Genomic DNA, 23,486 nt, shown 5'->3' with positions numbered 1-23,486 from the left:
GGCCAATAAGGGATTGGAGGGAATTTGCCCATGTCAAACGCCAAGCCTTGGATTGCCAGTTACCCGCCCGAGACCGCACCGTCACTGGAATACCCCCGTGTTCCGCTGACGCATTTTCTGGAACAGGCGGCCGCCGAGTTTCCCGATCATCCTGCGCTGTACTTCATGGGCAGGCGGATCACCTACCGGGAGCTCTTGGCGATGTCGTATCAGTTCGCCAACGCGCTGATCAAGCGCGGCGTGAAAAAAGGGGACCGCGTCGCCGTCATGCTGCCCAACTCCCCCCAGGCAGTCATCGGCTACTACGGCTCGCTGATGGCCGGAGCGACGGTGGTCATGACGAACCCGCTTTACACGGAACGGGAACTGATTCACCAGTTGAACGACTCGGGAGCCGAGACGATCATCACATTGGACCTGTTGTACAGCCGCGTTGCGGCCGTGAAGGCCTCCACCCCGCTGAAACGCCTGATGATTACGAGTGTGGGGGATTTTCTTCCCTTTTTCAAAAAGATGCTGTATCCGCTGGTGCAGAAGAAGCAGGGCCACCATCCGCAGATAACCTACGGCGGTGATGTTGAGCCTTTTCTTTCCGTGCTGAAAGAAAGCGCTATCAATCCCGTCACGCCTGAGGTTGACCCGGAAAAGGACATCGCGCTTCTGCAGTATACCGGCGGCACCACCGGCCTGGCCAAGGGCGTCATGCTGACGCACCGCAACCTCGTCGCCAACGCGCTGCAGTGCCAGGCTGTCATGTACAAGTTCGTCAGAGGGCGGGAACGGATCCTCGCCGCCCTGCCGCTGTTCCACGTCTACGGAATGACCACGGTGATGAACAAGGGCATTTCCATCGCGGCGGAAATCATTCTCGTCCCCAAATTCAACGTCAAGCAAATCCTCAAACTGATCGACAAGACCAAACCCACCCTGTTTCCCGGCGCACCCACGATGTACATTGGACTGATCAACCACCCCGACTTGCCCAAATACGACTTGTCCTCCATTGCCGCCTGCGTCAGCGGCTCCGCACCGCTGCCCGTGGAGGTCCAGCGCAGGTTTGAAGAACTGACCGGCGGCAGGCTGGTGGAAGGGTACGGCCTGACGGAAGCGTCTCCCGTCACCCACTCCAATCCGATCTGGGGGAAGCGGATCAGCGGCAGCATCGGCCTGCCCTGGCCGGACACCGACTGCCGCATCGTCGACCCGTCGACCGGGGAAGAGCTGCCCCAGGGAGAGATCGGGGAGCTGGCGGTCAAAGGGCCGCAGGTGATGCTCGGATACTGGAACCGGCCGGAAGAAACGGCGGCCGTCCTGAGGGACGGGTGGCTGCTGACCGGTGATATGGGGTACATGGACGCAGACGGGTACTTTTACGTCGTCGACCGCAAGAAGGACATGATCATCGCCGGTGGATACAACATCTACCCGCGTGAGGTGGAAGAAGTGCTGTTTGAGCATCCCGCCGTCCAGGAAGCGGCCGTCATCGGCGTGCCGGACCCCTACCGGGGCGAGACGGTCAAGGCGTTTATCGTGCTGAAGGAAGGAGCGCAGGTCAGCGAAGAAGAGCTGGAGCGTCACTGCCGCCAGCGCCTGGCCGCCTACAAGATTCCGCGGATGTACGAGTTCCGGAAAGAACTGCCCAAGACGATGGTGGGCAAGGTGCTGCGCCGCCAACTGCTGGAGGAGGAAAAGAAACGGAGCGCCGCCGAAGACCAGGTGAAGACGAGCTGAAGGCCATCCGGAAACGCGAGGAAAAACAGGCGGCAACTGCCGCGTCGGGACCATCCCGTCGACCGTGAATGCTGTCCCGAACCGCCCTCCTGATCGGGAGCGGCCTTTTTCTTGTCGGACGGGCGTACGCCTTCGATCGGACCGGCTTTTTCGTGGGGGACTTCTCCGGGCAGACCACCTGCCGTTCGCTTTTGGCCCGGGCGGACGAGGGATTGACAGAGGCTGGAACCTGTATTACACTTTACACATGAATGAACGATCATTCATTTCAACATCTAGTCGAAGCAAACGTGGAGGTACGTATGGCGAAAAAAACGGGGGAGAAATATCAAGCCATCATTGATGCGGCTGTTCGCGTCATCGCTCGTCAGGGCTATCACAGCGCCCAGGTTTCCAAAATTGCGAAAGAGGCGAAGGTAGCGGACGGCACCATCTACCTCTACTTTGAGAACAAGGATGACATTCTCATTTCCCTGTTCAACGAAAAGATGGGAACCTTTATCGAAACCTGCCGGGGACGCATCGCCGAAGCGGAGTCGGTCGAGCAAAAACTGTACGTCCTGGTCCACACCCATTTGAGCCAGTTGGCCCAAGACCCGGAACTGGCAAAAGTGACGCAGATCGAGCTGCGCCAGTCCAATCCGGAAATCAGCGAGGGCATCGGCGCCGTGATGAAGCAGTACTTCAACCTGATTGACGACGTGATCCGCGAAGGCATGGAGAAAGGCGTGTTCCGCCCGGACATCGATGTCCGCGTGGCGCGGAAAATGATTTTTGGCACGCTGGACGAAGTGACGACGTCCTGGGTCATGAAACAATGCAAGTACGATCTTGTCTCCCATGTTGACCCCATTCATAACCTCTTCCTGTACGGTATGAAGGGAAAATGACAAAAGAAAACGCTTTTTTTGCAAGATTCCGTTTGTTACAATAAAAACGTAAAGACTGAGCGTTCGTTCAGATGACGGATGCTTCATGACTCGACGTAAGCAGGGGGGAGAGGGATGTATTCGTATTGGCATGTGCAAAAGGAAGACCGCGTCGCCGTCGTCACCATCAACCGTCCGCCGGCCAACGCGCTGAGCCAGGCGGCGCTGACGGAGCTGGCAGCGCTTCTGGACGATCTGGAACGGGACGGCCAGGTAAAGGCGATCGTCTTGACCGGCGAAGGCCGTTTTTTCATCGCCGGGGCGGATATCAAGGAGTTTACCCAGCTGATGTCCGCGGATGCGGAAGCGCTGGCGAAAGCCGGTCAGCAATTGTTTGAGCGTCTGGAAACCTTCCCGAAACCGATCATTGCGGCGATCAACGGGGCGTGCCTGGGCGGCGGTCTGGAACTGGCGATGGCCTGCCACATTCGGCTGGCGGCGCCCGAAGCCAAGCTGGGATTGCCCGAGCTCAACCTGGGCATCATCCCCGGATACGGGGGCACGCAGCGGCTGCCGCGCCTGGTGGGCCGGGGCAAGGCGACGCAGATGATCCTCACCTCCGAAATGATCGGCGGCGAAGAGGCGCTGCGCATCGGGCTGGTGGAAGCGGTCCATCCGCTGGACCAGCTCCTGGACGAAGCGAAAAAGCTGGCCGGCGCCATCGCCCAAAAAAGCGCCGTCGCCCTGCGGCTGGCACTGGAGGCGGTGCACGCCGGGACGGTGCTCGGCAAGGCGGAAGGCATGCAGCGCGAAGCCGAACTGTTCGGCGAAGCGTTCGCTTCGGAGGACGTCAAGGAAGGCGTCGCCGCGTTTCTGGAAAAGCGCAGGCCGCAGTTTGCCGACCGCTAGCCGGTATCGGAATCGCGCCACCTAGAAGGAGGGAATCCCATGAACATTTTGGTTGTCATGAAGCAGACGTTTGACACGGAAGAAAAAATCGTCATCCAGGATGGCAAAATCTCGGAAGACGGCGTGGAATTCATCATCAACCCGTACGACGAGTACGCGGTGGAAGAGGCGATCAAGCTGAAGGAGGAGCACGGCGGCGAAGTGACCGTCGTCTCCATCGGTCCGGACCGGGCGGAAAACGCGCTCCGCACCGCGCTGGCGATGGGAGCGGACAAGGCGGTTCTGGTGAACGACGAATCCCTGTTCGGAGACGAGTACACGACGGCCAAGGTGCTGGCTGCCGTCGCCCGCAAAGTGGGATACGACATCATCCTCGGCGGACAGATGGCAGTCGACTCCGGCGCTGGACAAGGCGGTCCCCGTCTGGCCGAAGAGTTGGGCATCAACCACGTCTCCACCGCCGTCAAACTGGAGATCAACGGCACCCAGGTGCGCGTGGAACGCGACGTCGAAGGGGATCTGGAAGTGGTGGAAACCAGCCTGCCGGTGCTGATCACCGCCCAGCAGGGGCTGAACGAACCGCGTTACCCGTCCCTCCCGGGGATCATGAAAGCCAAGAAAAAACCGTTGGATCGCCTCTCCGCGGACGATCTCGGCCTGTCCGCCCAGGACGTGCAGGCGAAGACCGTCATCGTCGACCAGTCCCTGCCTCCGAAGAAGCAGGCGGGCCGCATTCTCTCCGGCGACTTGGCGGCGCAAGTGTCCGAATTGGTCCAATTGTTGCGTAACGAAGCAAAAGTGATCTAAGCGAGAGGGAGAGGATCCTGATGAAAAAGGTACTGGTATTGGCAGAAACGCGCGACGGTCAACTGCGCAACGTGTCCCTGGAAGCGCTGGCCGCCGCGCACGTGTTGGCGGAAGGCGGCGAAGTGGTGGCCGCCCTGTTCGGACCGGACAGCGGCGCGCATGCGGCAGTCCTGGGACATCACGGCGCCGGTACGGTCTACGTAGCGGATCATGCCGCGCTGGCGCAGTATACGCCGGACGCGTACGCCCAAGCGCTGAAACAGTTGATCGACTTCGTCTCTCCCGATGCGGTGGTGCTGGGTCACACGGCGATCGGCCGCGATGTGGCGCCGCGTGTGGCCGCCCGTCTCGGGTACGGCCTGATCTCCGACGTGACGGGTCTGGAGGCCGGTCCGGTCTTTACCCGGCCGATCTACGCGGGCAAGGCGTTCCAAAAACGGACGTTCACCGACGGCGCGATCATGATCACGATCCGGCCCAACAACATCCCCGCCGCTGCGCCCGACACCGGCAAAACGGCCACGGTGGTGCCGTTTGACGTGGAGATCAAGGATCTGCGCTCCATCGTCAAGGAAGTGGTCCGCAAAACGAGCGGCAAAGTGGATCTCTCCGAGGCCAAGATCATCGTCTCCGGCGGACGCGGCGTGAAGAGCGCGGACGGCTTCAAACCGCTCTACGAACTGGCGGATGTACTCGGTGCGGCTGTGGGCGCGTCCCGCGGCGCGTGCGATGCCGACTACTGCGACTACTCCATGCAGATCGGCCAGACAGGGAAGGTGGTCACACCCGACCTGTACATCGCGTGCGGCATCTCCGGGGCGATCCAGCACCTGGCAGGCATGTCCAACTCCAAAGTGATCGTCGCCATCAACAAGGACCCGGAAGCTCCCATCTTCCAGGTGGCGGACTACGGCATTGTCGGCGATTTGTTTGAGGTGGTTCCGCTGCTCACGGCCGAATTCAAAAAAGTGCTCGTGTAATCGAGCGGCACGGCTGCGGCGCCCTGTACGGGGCGCCGTTTTTGCTGTCCCGGGAGCGGTGCGCCAAGCGGCGGTCGCGGTATGGCTGCGCACCGTTTTTTTGTCCGCCCCCGCTGTCGTACGCTTGTCCTGTCCGCTATAATAACAAGGAAAAGGGAGCGTGGTCGGAATGAGTGAGGAACTGCTGCGGCAGTTGATCCACATGGTGGCGGAAAACAACCGCATCGTCAAGGAATCGGTCGAGGAGCTGCGCGAGTTCAAACGTGAAATGTACGCGTTTCGCGAGGAGATGTACACGTTTCGCGAGGAGATGTATGTGTTTCGCGACGACATGTACGCGTTTCGCGACGAAACCAACCGCCGCTTTGACCGCCTGGAACGGCATCATCAACTGCTGGAATCCGATTTTGACCTGATGCACCGCAAAGTGTGCGACCACGAACGGGAGATCAACCGGCTGAAGCACATGGGGCAATAGAGTGCGGCGATTCCGGACAGACTAACGTGGAAAGCGCGGCAAAGTGTCGTCCGCCGTAGTCATTTCCGGTGGAGAATGATATACTGTAGGGCGTATGGAACCTTTTGGCGTACCGAATAGAAGGAGGTAACGATACCATGGCAATTGTACATGCAACCGATCAAACCTTTTCCCAGGAAGTGGAGCAAGGCGGCACTGTCCTGGTTGACTTCTGGGCTCCGTGGTGCGGCCCCTGCAAAATGATCTCGCCGGTGCTGGAGCAGATCGACAGCGAAGTGGGGACCAAGCTGAAAATCGTTAAAGTAAACGTGGACGAGAATCCGGAATCCGCCGGCCGCTTCGGCGTGATGTCCATCCCGACGCTGATCGTGTTTAAAGACGGTCAGCCGGTCGACAAGGTAATCGGCTTCCAACCGAAGGAAGCGCTGATGGGCACGCTGGGCAAACACCTGTAAGGAAAACGGATCAACACCTGCCTGGCCGCTTAAGCCGGGCAGGGTCCGTCATCAGCATTCGCACTGCGCGGATGCTGATTTTTTTGTGCCAGCGAGAAACAGTCGTGTTTCGCCGAAAAACGTGGTAACATGGGGACGGAACGTACATTCCCGCCCGTGCGGGAAGGGCCGATGGGCCGGACATGAAGAAAGGAGGGGGCAGCCGTGAACAGCTCCTTGAAAGACAAGCTGGCCGTCCTGCCGGAGAAGCCGGGCTGCTACCTGATGAAAAACAAGGACGGAGACATCATCTACGTGGGCAAGGCCAAGGTGCTGAAGAACCGCGTCCGTTCCTACTTTACGGGCAGTCACGACGGCAAGACGCAGTTGTTGGTCAGCGAAATTGCCGACTTTGAATACATCGTCGTCTCCTCGGCGATCGAAGCGCTGATTTTGGAGTGCAACCTGATCAAGCAGCACAATCCGCGCTACAACGTGATGCTGAAGGACGACAAAACCTATCCGTACATCAAGATCACCAACGAAAAACATCCGCGCCTGGAGATCACCCGCAAGGTGGTCAAGGACAAGGCGCGTTATTTTGGTCCCTACGCCAACGCGGGGGCGGCATCCGAGGTAAAGAAGCTGCTGGATCGCCTCTACCCGCTGCGCAAGTGCAAAACGCTGCCGAAGCAGGTCTGTCTGTACTACCATCTGGGGCAGTGCCTGGCTCCCTGCGTCCATGAGGTGCCCGCGGAAGAGAACCAGCGGCTGGTGGAAGAGATCTGCCGTTTTCTCGACGGCGGCCACGAGGAGGTGAAGCGGGAGCTGACGGAAAAGATGCTGCAGGCGGCGGAAAACATGGAGTTTGAGCGGGCCAAGGAGCTTCGCGACCAGATCCGCAGCATCGAAGCCGTGATGGAGAAGCAGAAGGTGACCTTTACCGACACGGTGGACCGGGACATCATCGGCTTTGCCGTCGACAAGGGCTGGATGTGCGTCCAGATCTTCTACATGCGGCAGGGGAAGATGATCGAGCGGGAGACGACGTCGTTTCCGTACTACGGTGACGAGGCGGAGGACTTTATGTCCTACGTCACCCAGTTTTACTACGACAAGCAAAACGCGCTGCCCAAGGAAATTTTGCTGCCGGAGCAGAGCGAGCCGGAGCTGTTGGCGGAGTGGCTGGGCGTCAAGGTGTACGCGCCCAAGCGAGGCAAAAAGCGGGAACTGGTGCAGATGGCCTCCGAAAACGCGCGGATAGCCCTGCAGGAAAAGTTTGCGCTGATGTCCAAGGACGATGCGCGGACGATCCAGGCGGTGCACAATCTGGGGCACGTGCTCGGAATTGGCACGCCGCACCGCATCGAGGCGTTTGACAACTCCAACATTCAGGGCACGGAGCCGGTGTCCGCGATGGTCGTCTTTACCGACGGCCGGCCGGACAAGAAAGAGTACCGCAAATTCAAGATCAAAAGCGTTGAGGGGCCGGACGACTACGGGGCGATGCGGGAAGTGATCCGCCGCCGCTACACCCGCCTGCTGAAGGAAAACCAGCCGCTGCCCGACCTGATCGTCATCGACGGCGGCAAAGGGCAGATCAGCGCGGCGATGGACGTGCTGGAAAACGAGCTGGGGCTCTACATCCCCGTCTGCGGCCTGGCCAAGGACGAAAAGCACCGGACGGCCCAACTGCTCTACGGCGATCCGCCGGAACCGGTGGAGCTTCGCCGGGACAGCTACGAGTTTTACCTGCTGCAGCGGATCCAGGACGAGGTGCACCGCTTTGCCATCACGTTTCACCGGCAGGCGCGCAGCAAGACGATGCTCTCGTCCCGGCTGGACGAGATTCCCGGTGTCGGCGAAAAGCGGCGCAAGCTGTTGTTCCAGCATTTCGGCTCGCTGAAAAAGATGCGCGAAGCGACGGTGGAGGACTTCCGGCAGATCGGTATCGGCGACAAGCTGGCCCGCGAGATTATCCGCCATCTTCGACAGATGGAAACGTAACGCCAAAAAGGTCGTTGAACCCGAGGCGGCTTCATGGTATAATCCCATACAAACAGCATAACAAGCCTCACTTCCCGTTTGGAGTGAGGTAGAGGCGCGAAAACCATGAGTACCTCCCTGAGATCGGGCATCTGTGACGGGTACGGGAAAGGGGAATTCGCCGAAGTACGGAGAAAGGCCCGCTTCCTCCGTGCTGGGCCTGCGTTGAACAAGCGCAGGACTGTCATCCGCGCAATCACCCGTTGCCGGATGGAGAGCTATCTCACGATGTCGGTTGAGGATGGAACAGGGTGTGTTCCGTCATGCTCAACTGTTCACGTGGTCAAGGGAAGGAGGAACCGGTATGTCGAACTGGCAGGCAGTGACAGGTGTATCCTCGTCGCTGCCTTTTTTGCAAGAGTGAGAAAAACGGCATGTTCCAACAGAAAATGGAACGAAGATGGCCTGACAGAGAAGAATCAAACGAGAAATCATGTTGAATAGGAAAAGGGAGAGAAGCCGCATGGGGTTGATCGTGCATAAATACGGAGGCACCTCCGTAGGTACCATCGAACGGATTATGAAAGTAGCGGACCGGATTATACAATATAAGGAAGCGGGACACGACATGGTCGTCGTCGTGTCGGCGATGGGCAAGTCCACGGACGTGCTGGTGGACATGGCCAAACAGATTTCCCCCTACCCGTCGGAGCGGGAGATGGACATGCTGCTGGCGACAGGCGAGCAGGTGTCGATTGCGCTTTTGGCGATGGCGCTGCACCAAAAAGGGTATGACGCCATTTCCCTGACGGGCTGGCAGGCGGGAGTGACGACCGAATCGATCCACGGCAAGGCGCGGATCACCCATATCGAGACGGAACGGATTCGGAAGGAGCTGGCGCGCGGCCGGGTCGTCATCGTGGCTGGATTCCAGGGAGTCAGCGAAGCGGGCGAGATCACCACGCTGGGCCGCGGCGGTTCGGACACGTCTGCGGTGGCGCTGGCAGCCAGCCTCAACGCGGACAAATGCGAAATTTTCACAGACGTGGCCGGCGTCTACACCGCCGACCCGCGTGTGGTTCCGACGGCGAGCAAGCTGGACAGCATTTCCTATGACGAGATGCTGGAACTGGCCAACCTGGGGGCGGGCGTGCTGCATCCGCGCTCGGTGGAGGCGGCCAAGACCCACAAGGTCCGGCTGGTCGTCCGCTCCAGCTTTACGACAGAAGAAGGCACGTACGTAGAGGAGGTTGCGCATATGGAAACAGGAAGAGTAGTAAGCGGCGTCGCCCACGACGAAGACGTCGCAAAGGTGACGGTTGTGGGAATGCCCGCACGCGTGGGCACGCTGTCCCGTCTGTTCAACACGCTGGCGGATCACCAGGTGAACGTGGACATCATCATCCAAAGCTCGTACGACGCGGCCGTGACCAACATTTCCTTCACGGTGGCGGGGAGCGACCTGAAAAAGACGCTCGACACGCTGAACGCCCACCGGGATCAGCTCGGCTTTGAAAAAGTGGAGTACGAAGAGGGCCTGTCCAAGGTCTCGATTGTCGGAGCCGGCATGGTACACAATCCGGGCGTGGCCGCCGAGATGTTCCGCGTGCTGGCCGAGCAGGAGATCACGATCAAAATGGTTTCCACGTCCGACATCAAGGTGTCCTGCGTCATCCCGGCGGAACACACCGAGCGGGCCGTGCGCAGCCTGCACACCGCATACGGCCTCGACGTGGCGGAAACAGCGGTCGTGCACGGGGTGTAACCCGGCTGACAGCCCAATAGCGACGACACATGCTGCCTCCCCCCTTTTTTCGCCGCGGAAAAAGGGGGGGATTTTTTACGGGAGGATTTTTTACGGGGAAATCTTTTTGCGGCGGCGATACGTTGCCTCACCGCCCGGATCTTGTCCGTCCGGCTCGTACCCGTCCCGGCAAGACCTTACCAGCGGACCGTGATCAGGACGCTGCCCGTCTCCTCCGCCTCCATCCGGGCTTCCGTCTCCTGCTCCTTCCAGCGGCCGACAGCGCCGGCGATGATGCCGCACTCCAGGGAGAGGGAACGGTTGATCCGTTCGGGCGACATGTAGCGATAGATGGTATGGGTCAGGCGATAACGAAGCTGCCGCTCCCCGTCTTCCAGCAGGTCCAGTTTGCCCAGCCCCAGGCGGATAAAGGGAAACACCAGGCCGTTGGCGGAGCGGATGGGAATCTGCCGCCCCATTTCCTTTCCCAGCCAGTGGAGAATGGGCGGTTCGCTTTCGCCCAGCAGCGTACGGGTGAGGTGCTCCCGCAGCAAGTGATAGCCAAGATAGGGCATGTGGATGCGCTCGATATCGGAGATGACGCGGGAAGGCAGCAGGGCTCCCAGTTGATCCGGTTCTTTCATTTCGCGATCCTCCTTCCCGGCTGCAGGCCGCGCGATGGCTTGTCCGCTGTCGGACCCTCCTGCGGACGCCGGTCTTTTGCAGCCGATTGGTCAACCTGTTTGGTACCAGACTATGAGAGAGCGGCCGTGTCTATGACAGATTCATAGAAAAATCGGACGATTGATACGTGTAATCCAACAATGGAATTAGTCTATTCACTGTCTTGACGCTCCTAGGAGACAGGAGTACAATTGGTTGTGGTTCAACGTTTTGCCCAACTTTTTTCCGTTTTCCGACACAATTTGCCAAGCCGGGCGGCAGGGACGGCAGGCTGCTGCGGTTCATGTCTAACCGGCGGGGCAATGGGTTAGGATAGTGGGGAAAAGATTTACCAAAGAACGCTACATACAATTGAAAGGGGGACCATTGTATGGCGAAAGGCCATAGCTTTCTGAACCACAAGCTGCATTCTTTTCTCGGTTTGTTCCCAATCGGGCTGTACCTCTTGTTCCACTTGACGGCGAACTATCAGGCAACCCGGGGACCGGAAGCCTTCAACCAGGTGGTAGGAATGATCGAACACGTTCCATTCCTGCTCGCCGTGGAATTCATCTTCATCTACATTCCCATCCTGTTCCATGCCGTGTACGGGATCTACATTGCCTTCCAGGCGAAACACAATGTGGGCAACTTCGGACATTTCCGCAACCACATGTTCCTCTGGCAGCGCCTTACGGGTATCATCACGCTCATCTTTATCGCTTGGCACGTGTACGAAACGCGCATTCAAAAAGCGCTGGGTGCCGAAGTGAACTTTGACATGATGGCCAACATTCTCAGCGATCCGCTGATGGTCGTCTTCTACACCATCGGGATTCTCAGCACCGTGTTTCACTTTTCCAACGGTCTCTGGTCGTTCCTCGTACACTGGGGCATCACCGTCGGTCCACGTTCCCAGCGTTTCGCCACTTATCTGACCATGGGCATTTTTGTAATCGTTTCGCTCATCGGCTTGCGGGCGATGTCTGCATTCATTCTGTAGGGATAGGGGGACTCATTCATGGCAAAAGGTAAACTGATCATTGTCGGTGGCGGCCTTGCCGGATTAATGGCTACCATCAAAGCAGCAGAAAAGGGCGTTCCCGTACAGTTGTTCTCCCTGGTTCCGGTTAAGCGTTCCCACTCCGTCTGTGCGCAGGGCGGCATCAACGGCGCGGTGAACACCAAAGGGGAAGGCGACTCCACCTGGGAGCACTTCGACGATACCATTTACGGCGGCGACTTCCTGGCGAACCAACCGCCTGTCAAAGCGATGTGCGACGCGGCTCCGGGCATCATCTACATGCTGGACCGGATGGGCGTTATGTTCAACCGTACGCCGGAGGGTCTCTTGGACTTCCGCCGTTTCGGGGGGACCAAGCATCACCGTACCGCGTTTGCCGGCGCAACGACCGGGCAGCAGCTCCTCTACGCGCTGGACGAGCAAGTGCGCCGCTTTGAAACGGAAGGTCTCGTGACCAAGTACGAATACTGGGACTTCCTTGGGGTTGTTCTGGACGACGCCGGCACCTGTCGGGGGATCACGGCGCAGAACCTGCGCAACGGCGAGATCCAATCCTTCCGCGCCGACGCCGTCATCCTGGCGACCGGGGGACCCGGCATCATCTTCGGCAAATCGACCAACTCGATTATCAACACCGGTACCGCGGCATCTGCGGCGTACCAGCAGGGCGTCATTTACGCCAACGGCGAAATGATCCAGATTCACCCAACCGCCATCCCGGGCGACGACAAGCTGCGCCTGATGTCCGAGTCGGCTCGCGGTGAAGGCGGACGTGTCTGGACCTACAAGGACGGCAAACCGTGGTACTTCCTCGAAGAAAAGTACCCGGCCTACGGCAACCTGGTGCCGCGCGACATCGCCACCCGCGAAATCTTCCACGTCTGCGTGGATCTGAAGCTGGGCATCAACGGCGAAAACATGGTGTATCTCGACCTGTCCCACAAAGACCCGAAAGAGCTGGACGTCAAACTGGGCGGCATTATCGAGATCTACGAGAAGTTCGTGGGCGAGGACCCGCGCAAGGTACCGATGAAAATCTTCCCGGCCGTGCACTACTCGATGGGCGGCATGTGGGTAGACTACAACCAGATGACCAACATCCCGGGTCTGTTCGCTGCGGGTGAGTGCGACTACTCCCAGCACGGTGCGAACCGCCTCGGCGCCAACTCCCTGCTTTCCGCGATCTACGGCGGCATGGTGGCAGGTCCGAAGGCAATCGAGTACATGAACGGTCTGGAGCAGTCCTGCGACGTTCTGCCCTCCACGCTGTACGACAGCTACACGAAGAAGGAGCAGGAGAAATACGACAACATTCTCAAGATGGACGGCACCGAGAACGCGTACCTCCTGCACAAGGAACTGGGCGAGTGGATGACCGACAACGTGACCGTCGTGCGCTACAACGACCGCCTGAAGAAGACGGACGAAAAGATCCAGGAACTGATGGAGCGCTACAAGCGGATCAACATCAACGACACGAGCAAGTGGAGCAACTCCGGCGCAGCCTTCACCCGTCACCTGTGGAACATGCTGGTGCTTGCCCGCGTAATCACGATCAGTGCGCTGATGCGCGACGAAAGCCGCGGCGCTCACTACAAACCGGAGTTCCCGGAGCGCAACGACGAGAAGTTCCTGAAAACGACGATGGCCAAATACAATCCGGAGACCACCGCGCCGGAGATCTACTACGAAGACGTGGATGTATCGCTGATTCCGCCGCGTAAGCGGGACTACACGTCCGACAAGAAGAAGAAGTAAGAGGGGAGGGAACTGATCATGGCCGAAAAGTTTGTCCACCTGATTATCACCCGTCAAGACAGCCCTGACAGCACTCCGTACAAGGAAGAATTCAAGGTTCCGTACCGCCCGAACATGAACGTGATCTCGGCGTTGATGGAAATCCAGCGCAATCCGGTGAACGCGCAAGGCCAAAAAACGACGCCGGTCAACTGGGAATCCAACTGCCTGGAGGAAGTGTGCGGCGCGTGCTCCATGGTGATTAACGGCAGACCGCGCCAGGCGTGTTCCGCTCTGATCGACAAGCTGGAGCAGCCGATCCGTCTGGAACCGATGAGCACCTTCCCGGTTCAGCGCGACCTGTCCGTCGACCGCAGCCGCATGTTTGATGCACTGAAACGCGTCAAGGCATGGATTCCGATCGACGGTACCCACGACCTGGGGCCGGGTCCGCGGATGCCGGAAGTGGAACGCCAATGGGCGTACGAACTGTCCAAGTGCATGACCTGCGGCGTCTGCCTGGAAGCGTGCCCGAACGTCAACGAAAAATCGGCGTTCATCGGTCCGTTCGCCATCTCCCAGGTGCGTCTGTTCAACCAGCACCCGACTGGTGCGATGAACAAGCACGAGCGTCTGGATGCGCTGCTGGAAGACGGCGGCATCGCCGACTGCGGAAACTCGCAAAACTGCGTGCAAGCCTGTCCGAAAGGCATTCCGCTGACGACCTCCATCGCTCACATGAACAAAGAGACGACCAAATACGCTCTGAAGAAATTCTTCTTCTCCTGATTTCTCGTGCAGGGGATGACAGACAACAGGCGTGCAAACCGTTACCGTGGTTTGCACGCCTGTTTGCATGTTGGCGTCTGCCTGGATCGATGATCGTGCCTTTTTCCGGACGAGCGCCGCGCGATGTTTACGCGGCTTTTTGAGCGGACGCCTTTTGCTCCGGAGGGGACAGCTTGATTTTGCCGAGCATCATGGCAAGCACGGCGCCCGCCAGGATAAAGACAAGTCCGACGAGATACACCTCATGGAGCGAGGCGACCATGTCCGTCTTGAGAATCGGCAGCAGGGTCTGCCGGATGCCGGCCGGAATGGAGGCCAGCGCTTCCGGGCTCAGCAGCATGGAGTACAGTCCCTGCGGGTTTGTCTGAATCATCGCGGAAAACTGCTCCGCCATGCCGTGAGCCTGCTGCGGCAGTTTTTCCAAACGGGGCATGAGATCATGCGTCAGCAGGGCGGTCGAGCGATGGTTCATGACCGCTCCCAGAACGGTCATGCCAAACGTTCCGCCGATTTGACGGAAGAACTGGCTCGAGGATGTGACGACCCCCCGTTCCGATTTGGGGAAGGATTCCTGCAGCGCGATGGTAATCAGCGGCATCACCAGCCCGATCCCCAGTCCCAGCACGATCATGTACGACATCGCTTCCCATTTGGAGGTGGTTACGACCATCGTGGACAGCAGCCAGAAGCCGGCCGCCATCGTGATCATCCCGATCAGCATCTGCGTGCGGACGCCGATTTTCTTTACGATCCGGCCTCCCGCGATGCTGGTCAGCATCATGGCCAGCATCATCGGCACCATGATGGTCCCCGACTCGGACGGGCTGATGCCGACAATGCCCTGCATGAACAGCGGTACGAACATGATGGCGCCAAACATCCCGACCGACATGAGAAACCCGATGCCGTTCAGCAGCGTGAAGGTTTTGTTCCGAAACAGATGCAGCGGCAGAATCGGCTCGGCCGTTCTCGACTCCACGATCACGAAAGCGGTCAGAAACGCGGCCGACAGCCCGAACAGCGAGAGGATCTGCCACGACGTCCAGGGGAAGTCCTTTCCGCCAAACGTCAGGGCGAGAAGCAGGCTGACGACGCCGCCGGTCATGGTGAACATGCCCCAGATGTCGATGTTGACCGGTCCGCTGATCCGCTGCGATTTGAGTGCCAGCGCAATCAGGATGACGGCGAGAATGCCGACCGGCAGATTGATGTAAAACACCCATCGCCAGTTCAGCGTGTCGACGATCCAGCCGCCAACCTGCGGCCCCAGAATGGAGGAAAGTCCGAAGACGGCGCCAAAGACCCCCTGCCATTTGGCCCGCTGCTCGCCGGTAAACAGATCGCCGACGATAATCATCGCCATCGGCATCATGATGCCGCCGCCGATGCCCTGGATCGCGCGGAAGACGATGAGCTGGTTCATCGTCTGGGCGGCCCCGCAGAGAACGGAACCGGCCATGAAAAGAATCAAGCCGGTCACATAGACCACTTTGCGGCCGATCAAGTCGGCCAATTTGCCGGTGATCGGCACGACGGCCGTGGAGGTCAGCATGTAGGCCGTGGTCAGCCAGGTCATGACCCCCAAGCCGCCCAGTTCGCCGACGATGCGCGGCATGGCGGTTCCCACAATCGTATTGTCCAGAGACGCAAACAACATTGCCACTAACAGTCCGACAATGAGAAGTCCTCGTTTTTCCTGTTGTTCCTGCATAAGATGTCACTCCTTCTCATGTGTTGCGATGCGGGCCAGCTTTTCGAAAAGGCGGACGAGCGCGTCCAGCTCATCCGGAGTCAGATGGCGCAGATAGCGTTGGACAACCTCTTTTCGCTTTCGTTTGGCCTGCTGCAGAATGGCCGCCCCCTGTTCGGTCAACCGGATGGTCACGATGCGGCGGTCGTGCTCGTCCCGGTCGCGCTGGACGAATCCGTGCTTCAGCAGCCGGTCCACCATCGCTGTGATCGCGCTCGGTTTGACGCACATGTTGTCCGCCAGCTCGGTCACCGAACTCGGTCCCTTTTTGGAGAGAAGACTCAGGATGTAAAACTGCGGGCCGGTCAGATCCGCGGACGATTCCGCCAGTTCCGGTCCCAGTTTTCTCATCGTCGTGGAAAAGGCGATCTGAAGCCGCTCGATCGCTTGATCCAAGTCCTTCTGATCCATGACGCACACCTTCCATCATCGCCGGCTCTTCATTTCCTGCCGTTAAAATTTATCGGGATTAATATTTAACGTATTTAAATATAAAGCGTGTGAAACCATTTGTCAATCTGCACGCCCATCCGATTTATGGGAATACGAATCTCCCTTCAAAGGAAAACTGAAGGAAATGGATGTTTTTTGGGGGGCAGACGATGAAAAAACGGATCTTGTGCATCGGGATGGCGCTATCCCTGCTTCCGGCACAGACGGTGGAGATGTGGACGGCAGAGGCCAACCAACGCGGGCAGGATGCCGCTTTTGCCAAACAGGTGCGTCAGGATCTTCGCGATGCCCATTGGCAGGCGAAGGCGGCTCTGCCTCAACCGGAGCGCGGCGGGATTCATGCTGCCGGCGCAGACGAGTGGAACGCGGCAGAGCATGTGCTGCAGGGTGAACAGGTGGCACAGCCCCCTGCCTCCGGGCTGGAGATGATCGAGGCGCCGAAAGCGTGGCAGGAAGCCGGCGTCAAAGGGGAAGGCATGCTGGTGGCGGTGATCGACACCGGCATCAACGGCAGGCACCCCGATCTGCCTGCGCCGCGTGACAAGCGGCTTGCCCAGCAAAAGTCCGGTTCGACGCAAAAGGTCATCCCCGGCTACAACTGGGCAGACCGCAACCAGACGACCGAGGACGTGGGCGAATCGCAGCACGGCGTGCACGTCGCCGGGATCGTGGCCGCCAACGGGAAGCTGAAGGGCGTGGCGCCCGAAGCCCAACTGCTGAGCCAGAAAGTATTCAGCAATTACCAGGGGGAAGTGCCGGGATTGAGCGAATCGATCCTGTTTGCGATCAACGATTCGATCGCGAAAAAAGCGGATGTGATCAACCTGAGCCTCGGCTCATCCGCCGGGTACGTGGACGAGACCAACACGGAGCAATTTGCCGTCAAGCGGGCGGTGGACAGCGGCGTGATCGTGGTGGCGGCGGCGGGCAACGACGCCTACTTTGGCAGCGACAAGGTAAAGGCGCAAAATCCGGATGTCTCCATGATCGGCTCTCCCGGTCTGGCGCCGGACGCCTTCTCCGTCGCGTCGGTCAATGCGACGGCCCTGGCCGGCTACAGCTTTTCCGTACAGGGGGTTCCCGGGCTGGAGCGGGTGGTCTACCTGCACGGCCACGCCGCCGGGGGCAGCGTGATCAACCCCGTCCAGGCCTTGATCAAACCGTACGAGCTGATCTACATGGGCAAGGGGAAAAAGGAAGATTACAATGTCTCCGTCAAGGGAAAAGTGGTGCTCCTGGAGCGGGGCGACATCCCTTTTGACGAGAAACTGCGGCTGGCCCGGGAAGCGGGAGCGGCCGGCGTGATCATCTACAACAACCAGTCGGGGCCGCTGATCATCAGCGCGGAGAACGCCAAACAGATTCCCGCGGTATCCATTTTGAAGCAGACGGGCGAGCGGCTGGCCCAGGCGCTGAAAAAAGGCAAAAAGGTTACGATCAGCTTCGACGGCCAGTACGCGCAAAATCCGATGCCGTATCCGGACGGGGGCACCATCTCCGCCTTTTCCTCCTGGGGGCCGACGCCCGATTTGCAGTTCAAGCCGGAGATTGCCGCACCGGGCGGAGGGATCTTGTCGACGGTGCGGGAGTCGGACTACGCGGTCAAAAGCGGCACGTCAATGGCGACCCCGCACGTCGCGGGAGGGATGGCGCTCATCAAGCAGGCGTATCTGAAGCAGGGGCGCAGCCTGCAAGGGCGGGCGCTGGTGGAGACGCTGAAGGCCGCCGCGATGAATACGGCCGCTCCCGTCCTCGACCCGCACGAAACCGCTGCCGCTTCCGACGGCAGCCGGCCGGGAAAGCTGCCGTACAGCCCGCGCGTCCAGGGAGCAGGGCTGCTGCAGATCGCCAAGGCGATCAAGACGCCGGCGATTGTCACCGATGCCAAAGGAAAGGCGGGCGTTTCGCTCGGGGAGATCGGCGCCCGGACGACGTTTTCGCTCTTCGTGGACAACAAGTTCGGGAAAAAGCCGCTCACCTACCGGATCAAGGACGAGTTCGGCGTGCTGACCGACCTGCGTCAGAACGGGCTCAACCTGCTGACGGAAACCCCGCTGAAAGGGGCGCGGCTGCAATTTTCCAGCCAGCAGGTGACCGTCCGGCCGGGCGAGCGGGCGGAGGTCAAGGTGACGCTGCACATTCCCCCGGAGACGGCGCGCAACCTCTTTGCCGAAGGGTTTATCGCCTTTGAGCCGGTGAATGGCGACGAGCCCGTCCTGCGCGTACCGTACTACGGCTTTTACGGCGATTGGGACGAGCCGCGGGTGATGGACTCCCCCATGTGGGAGGAAGCCAGCCAGGAAAAGCGAACCGGCGTGAAGACAGCCTGGTATCACGACAAGGAAAACGACAAGTGGAAATACCGCGATTACCTGGGAGTCGTCGGGGTGAGCGAAGACGGGACGGTCCAGGTGGACCCGGCGAAGATCGCGTTCTCTCCCAACGGCGACGGCCACTACGACACGGCCGCCCCGTCGATCACCTTTTTGCGCAACGCCCGGCAGGTCATGGTGGACGTGACGGACAGCACGGGCAAACCGATCCGCTCGCTGGTCCGCGACGAAAAGGTGAGCAAGTACGACCAGTCCAAGCTGGGCATTCCCTATTACTACACGGAACGGGAGGAGTGGAGCTGGGACGGCAGGACGTACTCCCCGGAAAAAGGCACGTACGAGCCGGTGCCGGACGGCGCCTACCAGTTCGTCGTCCGGGCCAAAATCGACGGGCGCAACGCCAACTGGCAGACGCTGACCCTGCCCGTCCGGGTGGATACCAAAGCGCCCGCCGTGACCGCTTCCCTGTCGGGCAACCGCGTCCAGTGGAGCACTAGGGACAAGGATGTGCAGGGCTACCTCTTGTACGTGGGCGGGAAAAAGACGGGAGGACCGTACTCGGCCAACGTCACCGGCACGGTGGTCAGCCAGCCGGACAAAAAGGTCACGCTGGTCGCCTACGATTACGCCGGCAACTTCAGTATCGTCCACCTCAACGGGAAAAGCGACGTCGTCCCGCCGTATGTTCAGTTCCCCAACGACCTGTTCCGCTACGTGCTGATTTCCCGCCAGCCGGAAGTGGCGATCAGCGGACGGATCAGCGGGGAAGACATGCTGGACCGCGTGCGGCTCGTCATCAACAAAACCCCGGTGGAGGTGGAGGCGGACGGAGCGTTTCACACCGTCCTGCGCCTGCCGGAGGGGCTGAACTACGTCTCGTACAGCGCGAGCGACATGTACGGCAACACCCGGCAGTTTACGCAGCGGGTCATCGTGGACACGGCTCCGCCGCTCCTGCAGTTGGCAAACGACGGCTCCGAAGACATTCTGTACGATGGGGGCACCAAGCGCATGCTCGTCCCGATCCGCTTCCACTACCGCGACCTGACGTACAAGGGGCAGGCCAGCGTCAACGGGCAGATCGTCGCGAGCTGGGAAGAAGACCAGTTGGAAAAGCCGGTCTGGAAGCAGTTCACGCACACGCTGCCCCTGAAGCACGGGGAAAACCGCATCCTGCTGGAAGGCAAGGACGGGGCCGGCAACCAATCCTCGCTGGTGATCTACGCGTACGTCGACGCCCATGCCGGTTCGCTGGTGCTGCATCACGGGGAGCAGCGGCTCACCTACACGGCCAGAGCGCTGCCCGCTCCGACGCTGAAACTGGAACATAACAGCCTGGAAGCCCGCGTCGGGGCATCGGTTCCCGTCTCCGGAAAAGTGACGGCTGCGGGTGTCGTCCGGCTGCAGATCGTCTACGGCGATCGCCGGGTCCCGGCGGACGTGAACGACCGGGGCGAGTTTCGCGTGCTGCTGGACGGCGTCCGGGAAGGCAAGCAGAAACTGACGGTGGTGGCCACCGACGCACTGGGACGGGAGGCCCACGGCGAGATCACCGTCGTCGGGAAAGGCGGATAAAGGATGTCCTGGTGACATCCTTTTTTCGCTGCAAGGGAACCGCTTCCGCGCCCATGCCGGCAATGCCGCAGGAGCTGTTTGGGGTTAGGAGGAGATTTCCATGTTTTTTCACGGCATCAAGTGGGAATATGTACGGGAGGCGTATCCGCTGCTCTCGCCGCGCCGCAGCGTTTCGCGCAAACGGGGCGACCAGTTGGCCGACCGGCTTCATCTGCTGCAGCAGTTCGGCCTCGAACCCGTCCACCTGCTGGAGGCGGGACCGGACTATCCGCCGGAGCGGTGCGTCCGGGAGTGTCTCTCCTTTGGGGATACGGTGTTTGCCTTTGAACGGCTGGAGGGGCCGCTGTGGCAGCTCAGCCGTCACGAGGTGGGGGTGGAGGTGCTGGATGTGCGTGCGTGCGTGCGGATCTACACGGAGCGGACGGATACCGCCGCCGAGATCAGGGACCTCTTTCCTGGTGTTCTCGTCATCCGGGACTAAAGCATTACAATTTTTTTGCAAATCTCTTGTAACTGTCAAATTTCGACATTATAATGGGCACAAACAGGAAGATTTTGCCCGGGAAAGGAATGGAACTATCATGAACGTCCAATACCTCAATCCGTTTCTGGAGTCGGCCTCCGCGGTCATTCAACAGTTTTGCAACGTGACCGTCACGCGGGGAGAGCTGGCCGTGACTGAGTGGGACTACCGGGACGACCATACCTGGATTCGCATCGGCATGACCGGCCATCTGGAAGGCCACGTCTTCTTCGGCCTGCACAACGACCTCGCGCTGCGAATCGTCTCGGCCATGATGGGCGGTTTTCCCGTCAGTGAACTGGACGAGCTGGGAAAAAGCGCGATTTCCGAACTGGGCAACATGATCTCCGGCAACGCCAGCACGATTCTGTACAGCCAGGGCGTCGAAATTGACATCACGCCGCCGCAGTTGATTCAGCACCGTGACATGCTGGCGGTGAGCGGCCCGGCGCTGTCGGCCCCGCTGGATCTGAGCGACATGGGGCGGATGGAGATACAGGTCATCGTGGTGAAATAGGGGGGGAAGGCGTGCGTCAGGAGGCGGCACGCCTTTTTACGTCGCGTCATGGCGGCCCTTCTCCAGGGGCAGCCGGAATTTTGAGAAAACGGAAAATACTCGCGATTGTCTGGCTGATTTCTTCCAGATCGTGTATTGTTGGAAATAGGAAGGAGGGCTGATCCGCTTGTCCTACGTCAGGCAGTTGATCGGGATGTTTCTGCTCGTGGTCGCCGTCTGCGGCGCGCCGTTCATGCTCTACACCGACAAGGACGAGGTGCACGTTTCCCCGGAAAACGTGATCGTCCGCACGGTGTATTTGCTGGAGCAGATCGCCGACGGTTCGCTCGGCACGTACTGGGTGGGGAATACGGAGCGCAGCATCGCCCAGGACATCGGGCCGTTTGCGCTGAGCACGTTTGAACTGCTGTTTTTCAGCGTCCTGATCGCGGTCGCCGTCAGTCTTTTGTTCGGGCTGTTCCTGCAGCGGTTCGGGGCCGTTCACCAACTGCAGCGGGCGCTGGACGTCATCGCCACCGTGCCCGACTTCGTCCTCATCATGCTGGCCATCCTGGCCGCCATCCAGTTTTACAAGTGGACCGGCATCCGCATCATCACGCTCTCGCCCTTCAGCGACGCGGACAACAACTGGTTTCCCCTGACCATCCTGGCCATCGGGCCCACCATCTTCCTGATGAAGGGAGTCAGCCTGAAGTACGCCCAGATCGGGGGAGAGGACTACATCCGTACGGCGCTGGCCAAAGGAATGGGCATCTGGCACATTCTCGTCCACCACGTCTACAAGAACGTCAAACCGTTCCTGGTGGCCGACCTGAAAAAGACGATCGCGATCACGGTGGCCAACCTGTTTGTCGTCGAATACCTGCTGAACGTCGTCGGCTTGACCCGGTTCATTTTCAGCAAGGACGGCGGCTTTGAGTTCAACGCGGCCGTGATGGGGCTGATGAGCATCGTTTTGCTCTCCATCCTCGTCTATGTGCTGATCCGGGCCATCCTGTACCTGTTTGAGCGGGCGTTCGTCTACAAATGAGCGTTTAGATGCACACGAGTGAGGTTTTGTCATGCAGATACGTCGAACCAATTGGCCATTGCGGATCGGGACGGTCCTGGTGTCGTTTCTCGTGGTGCTGGGCATCGTCGGGCCGCACATCGCTCCGTACGAGCTGGATTTTCAGGAAAAGCTGCACAGCGAGACGGTGAACGGCAAAACGGTGATCGTCATGCCGCCGCTTGCGCCGTCCGCGGAGCACTGGCTGGGAACGGACAAGTGGGGCTACGACCTGCTGACGCTGCTGCTTCACGGGGCGCCGTACACGATTTTCGTCACGCTGGCCGTCGCCCTGCTCCGGGTGCTGCTCGGCACGCTGGTCGGCCTGTACATCGGCATCCAGGACAAGCCGCAGCGCTGGTGGCTGTCGGTGGAAAACGCCTGGAGCTACCTGCCGCTGTTCATCCCGGTCTATTTTTTGCTGCGAGGGGTCAGCATCAATCCGGAGCTGCCCACCTCCACCCTGGTCGCGCTGTTTATCGGCGCAGCGGCGGTGCTGGGAGTGCCCAGCGTCGCTTCGTCCATCCGGCAGAAGACGGAGCAAATCAAAGAGACGCAGTTTGTGCTGGCCGCCGTTTCCATGGGAGCGGGACGGGAGCAAATCTTGTTTCGCCACGTCCTGCCGCACATCAAAGAACAGGTGATCGTCATCCTGGTGACGGAGACGGTGGCCGTGATGACGCTGATGGGGCTGTTGGGCATGTTTGACCTGTTCATCGGCGGCACGAAGATGACGTACGACCCGGTTCTCTTCCACTCCATGACGCATGAGTGGGCTGGCCTGCTCGGCTCCTACCGCGGCTTTGTCTACAGCAACACCCCCTGGGTTTTCGCCATTCCGCTGGCCGCCTTCATGTTTGCCGTCGGGTCGTTTTCCCTGCTCGCCAAGGGCCTGCGCGATCACTTCCGCGAGACGTACCAGCGCACGCCGTATATCTGAGCGGATAGGGCGAGACAGATGTGATCCGTTTTTGAGACAGGAACGATACACCTTTTTCGTTTCGCGATGGGACGATGATAGTGTCAAGCAAACAGGAAAGCCGCTCGATACCGGTCGGGCGGCTTTTTGCTTGGCGGAGAGGAGTACAGGGGATCTTAACCAAACGGATTACAACCGCCGTGGAATTTTTTTATGC

Annotated in this window: 20 protein-coding genes and 1 riboswitch; of the genes, 17 read left to right on the top strand and 3 right to left on the bottom strand. The window is 59.7% G+C overall.

Annotated features, from left to right (window positions below; genetic code table 11):
* The first annotated feature begins 30 nt into the window (after positions 1–30).
* The 9 genes from M516_RS0101820 (at position 31) to M516_RS0101780 (ending at position 9,959) form a co-directional block, all read left to right on the top strand.
* A complete protein-coding gene (locus tag M516_RS0101820) occupies positions 31–1,731 on the top strand; it encodes a long-chain-fatty-acid--CoA ligase (RefSeq protein ID WP_029097603.1) in 1,701 nt (566 codons plus the stop codon).
* Between the two features lie 302 nt (positions 1,732–2,033).
* On the top strand, positions 2,034–2,621 hold the full coding sequence (locus M516_RS0101815; protein WP_029097602.1) for a TetR/AcrR family transcriptional regulator: 588 nt from the start codon (positions 2,034–2,036) through the stop codon (positions 2,619–2,621).
* A 114-nt stretch (positions 2,622–2,735) separates the two neighbouring features.
* A complete protein-coding gene (locus M516_RS0101810) occupies positions 2,736–3,509 on the top strand; it encodes an enoyl-CoA hydratase (protein WP_029097601.1) in 774 nt (257 codons plus the stop codon).
* Positions 3,510–3,548: 39 nt separating this feature from the next.
* Complete coding sequence (locus M516_RS0101805) at positions 3,549–4,316, top strand: electron transfer flavoprotein subunit beta/FixA family protein (RefSeq protein WP_029097600.1); 768 nt, start codon at positions 3,549–3,551, stop codon at positions 4,314–4,316.
* A gap of 20 nt (positions 4,317–4,336) precedes the next feature.
* Positions 4,337–5,296, top strand: coding sequence for an electron transfer flavoprotein subunit alpha/FixB family protein (locus M516_RS0101800; RefSeq protein ID WP_035288573.1), 960 nt, complete (start codon positions 4,337–4,339; stop codon positions 5,294–5,296).
* A gap of 169 nt (positions 5,297–5,465) precedes the next feature.
* On the top strand, positions 5,466–5,774 hold the full coding sequence (locus M516_RS0101795; protein WP_029097598.1) for a hypothetical protein: 309 nt from the start codon (positions 5,466–5,468) through the stop codon (positions 5,772–5,774).
* A gap of 137 nt (positions 5,775–5,911) precedes the next feature.
* Positions 5,912–6,229 carry a thioredoxin gene (trxA, locus tag M516_RS0101790; RefSeq protein WP_029097597.1) on the top strand — a complete coding sequence of 106 codons (318 nt, stop codon included), beginning with the start codon at positions 5,912–5,914 and terminating at the stop codon, positions 6,227–6,229.
* Positions 6,230–6,433: 204 nt separating this feature from the next.
* Positions 6,434–8,215, top strand: coding sequence for an excinuclease ABC subunit UvrC (gene uvrC / locus M516_RS0101785; protein ID WP_029097596.1), 1,782 nt, complete (start codon positions 6,434–6,436; stop codon positions 8,213–8,215).
* Positions 8,216–8,296: 81 nt separating this feature from the next.
* Positions 8,297–8,483: riboswitch (Lysine riboswitch) on the top strand.
* 234 nt (positions 8,484–8,717) lie between these two features.
* On the top strand, positions 8,718–9,959 hold the full coding sequence (locus M516_RS0101780; protein WP_029097595.1) for an aspartate kinase: 1,242 nt from the start codon (positions 8,718–8,720) through the stop codon (positions 9,957–9,959).
* A 176-nt stretch (positions 9,960–10,135) separates the two neighbouring features.
* Here the strand turns inward: M516_RS0101780 and M516_RS0101775 are convergent, their stop codons facing one another.
* Positions 10,136–10,582, bottom strand: a complete 447-nt coding sequence (locus M516_RS0101775; RefSeq protein ID WP_029097594.1) for a DUF2507 domain-containing protein — start codon at positions 10,580–10,582, stop codon at positions 10,136–10,138.
* 410 nt (positions 10,583–10,992) lie between these two features.
* Here M516_RS0101775 and M516_RS0101770 point away from each other — a divergent pair, with 410 nt between their 5' ends.
* The 3 genes from M516_RS0101770 to sdhB are packed head-to-tail and all read left to right on the top strand — an operon-like array spanning position 10,993 to position 14,151.
* The gene (locus M516_RS0101770; protein ID WP_029097593.1) at positions 10,993–11,604 is read left to right on the top strand and encodes a succinate dehydrogenase cytochrome b558 subunit; all 612 of its coding nucleotides are present in this window, start codon (positions 10,993–10,995) and stop codon (positions 11,602–11,604) included.
* Between the two features lie 18 nt (positions 11,605–11,622).
* Entirely contained in the window at positions 11,623–13,383 is a 1,761-nt protein-coding gene (gene sdhA / locus M516_RS0101765; protein ID WP_029097592.1) for a succinate dehydrogenase flavoprotein subunit, read from the top strand.
* An 18-nt stretch (positions 13,384–13,401) separates the two neighbouring features.
* The gene (sdhB, locus tag M516_RS0101760) at positions 13,402–14,151 is read left to right on the top strand and encodes a succinate dehydrogenase iron-sulfur subunit (RefSeq protein ID WP_029097591.1); all 750 of its coding nucleotides are present in this window, start codon (positions 13,402–13,404) and stop codon (positions 14,149–14,151) included.
* A 127-nt stretch (positions 14,152–14,278) separates the two neighbouring features.
* Here sdhB and M516_RS0101755 read toward each other — a convergent pair whose 3' ends face one another.
* A complete protein-coding gene (locus M516_RS0101755; protein ID WP_029097590.1) occupies positions 14,279–15,862 on the bottom strand; it encodes an MDR family MFS transporter in 1,584 nt (527 codons plus the stop codon).
* Between the two features lie 6 nt (positions 15,863–15,868).
* A complete protein-coding gene (locus M516_RS0101750) occupies positions 15,869–16,312 on the bottom strand; it encodes a MarR family winged helix-turn-helix transcriptional regulator (protein WP_029097589.1) in 444 nt (147 codons plus the stop codon).
* A gap of 191 nt (positions 16,313–16,503) precedes the next feature.
* Between M516_RS0101750 and M516_RS26095 the strand changes: the two genes are divergently transcribed.
* The 5 genes from M516_RS26095 (at position 16,504) to M516_RS0101725 (ending at position 23,290) form a co-directional block, all read left to right on the top strand.
* Positions 16,504–20,262 (top strand): S8 family serine peptidase, encoded by a 3,759-nt coding sequence (locus M516_RS26095; RefSeq protein ID WP_029097588.1) that lies wholly within the window; start codon positions 16,504–16,506, stop codon positions 20,260–20,262.
* Between the two features lie 100 nt (positions 20,263–20,362).
* Entirely contained in the window at positions 20,363–20,743 is a 381-nt protein-coding gene (locus tag M516_RS0101740; RefSeq protein ID WP_029097587.1) for a hypothetical protein, read from the top strand.
* Positions 20,744–20,843: 100 nt separating this feature from the next.
* Positions 20,844–21,302 carry a chemotaxis protein CheX gene (locus M516_RS0101735; protein ID WP_029097586.1) on the top strand — a complete coding sequence of 153 codons (459 nt, stop codon included), beginning with the start codon at positions 20,844–20,846 and terminating at the stop codon, positions 21,300–21,302.
* Positions 21,303–21,468: 166 nt separating this feature from the next.
* On the top strand, positions 21,469–22,332 hold the full coding sequence (locus M516_RS0101730; RefSeq protein WP_029097585.1) for an ABC transporter permease subunit: 864 nt from the start codon (positions 21,469–21,471) through the stop codon (positions 22,330–22,332).
* A gap of 31 nt (positions 22,333–22,363) precedes the next feature.
* Positions 22,364–23,290: an ABC transporter permease gene (locus tag M516_RS0101725; RefSeq protein ID WP_029097584.1), complete on the top strand. Its 927-nt coding sequence runs from the start codon at positions 22,364–22,366 to the stop codon at positions 23,288–23,290.
* Positions 23,291–23,486: the final 196 nt, after the last annotated feature.

It is taken from the genome of Brevibacillus thermoruber 423, from assembly GCF_000454065.1.
GTDB classification, from domain to species: domain Bacteria; phylum Bacillota; class Bacilli; order Brevibacillales; family Brevibacillaceae; genus Brevibacillus; species Brevibacillus thermoruber.
This window is presented reverse-complemented; position numbering and strand designations above follow the sequence as displayed.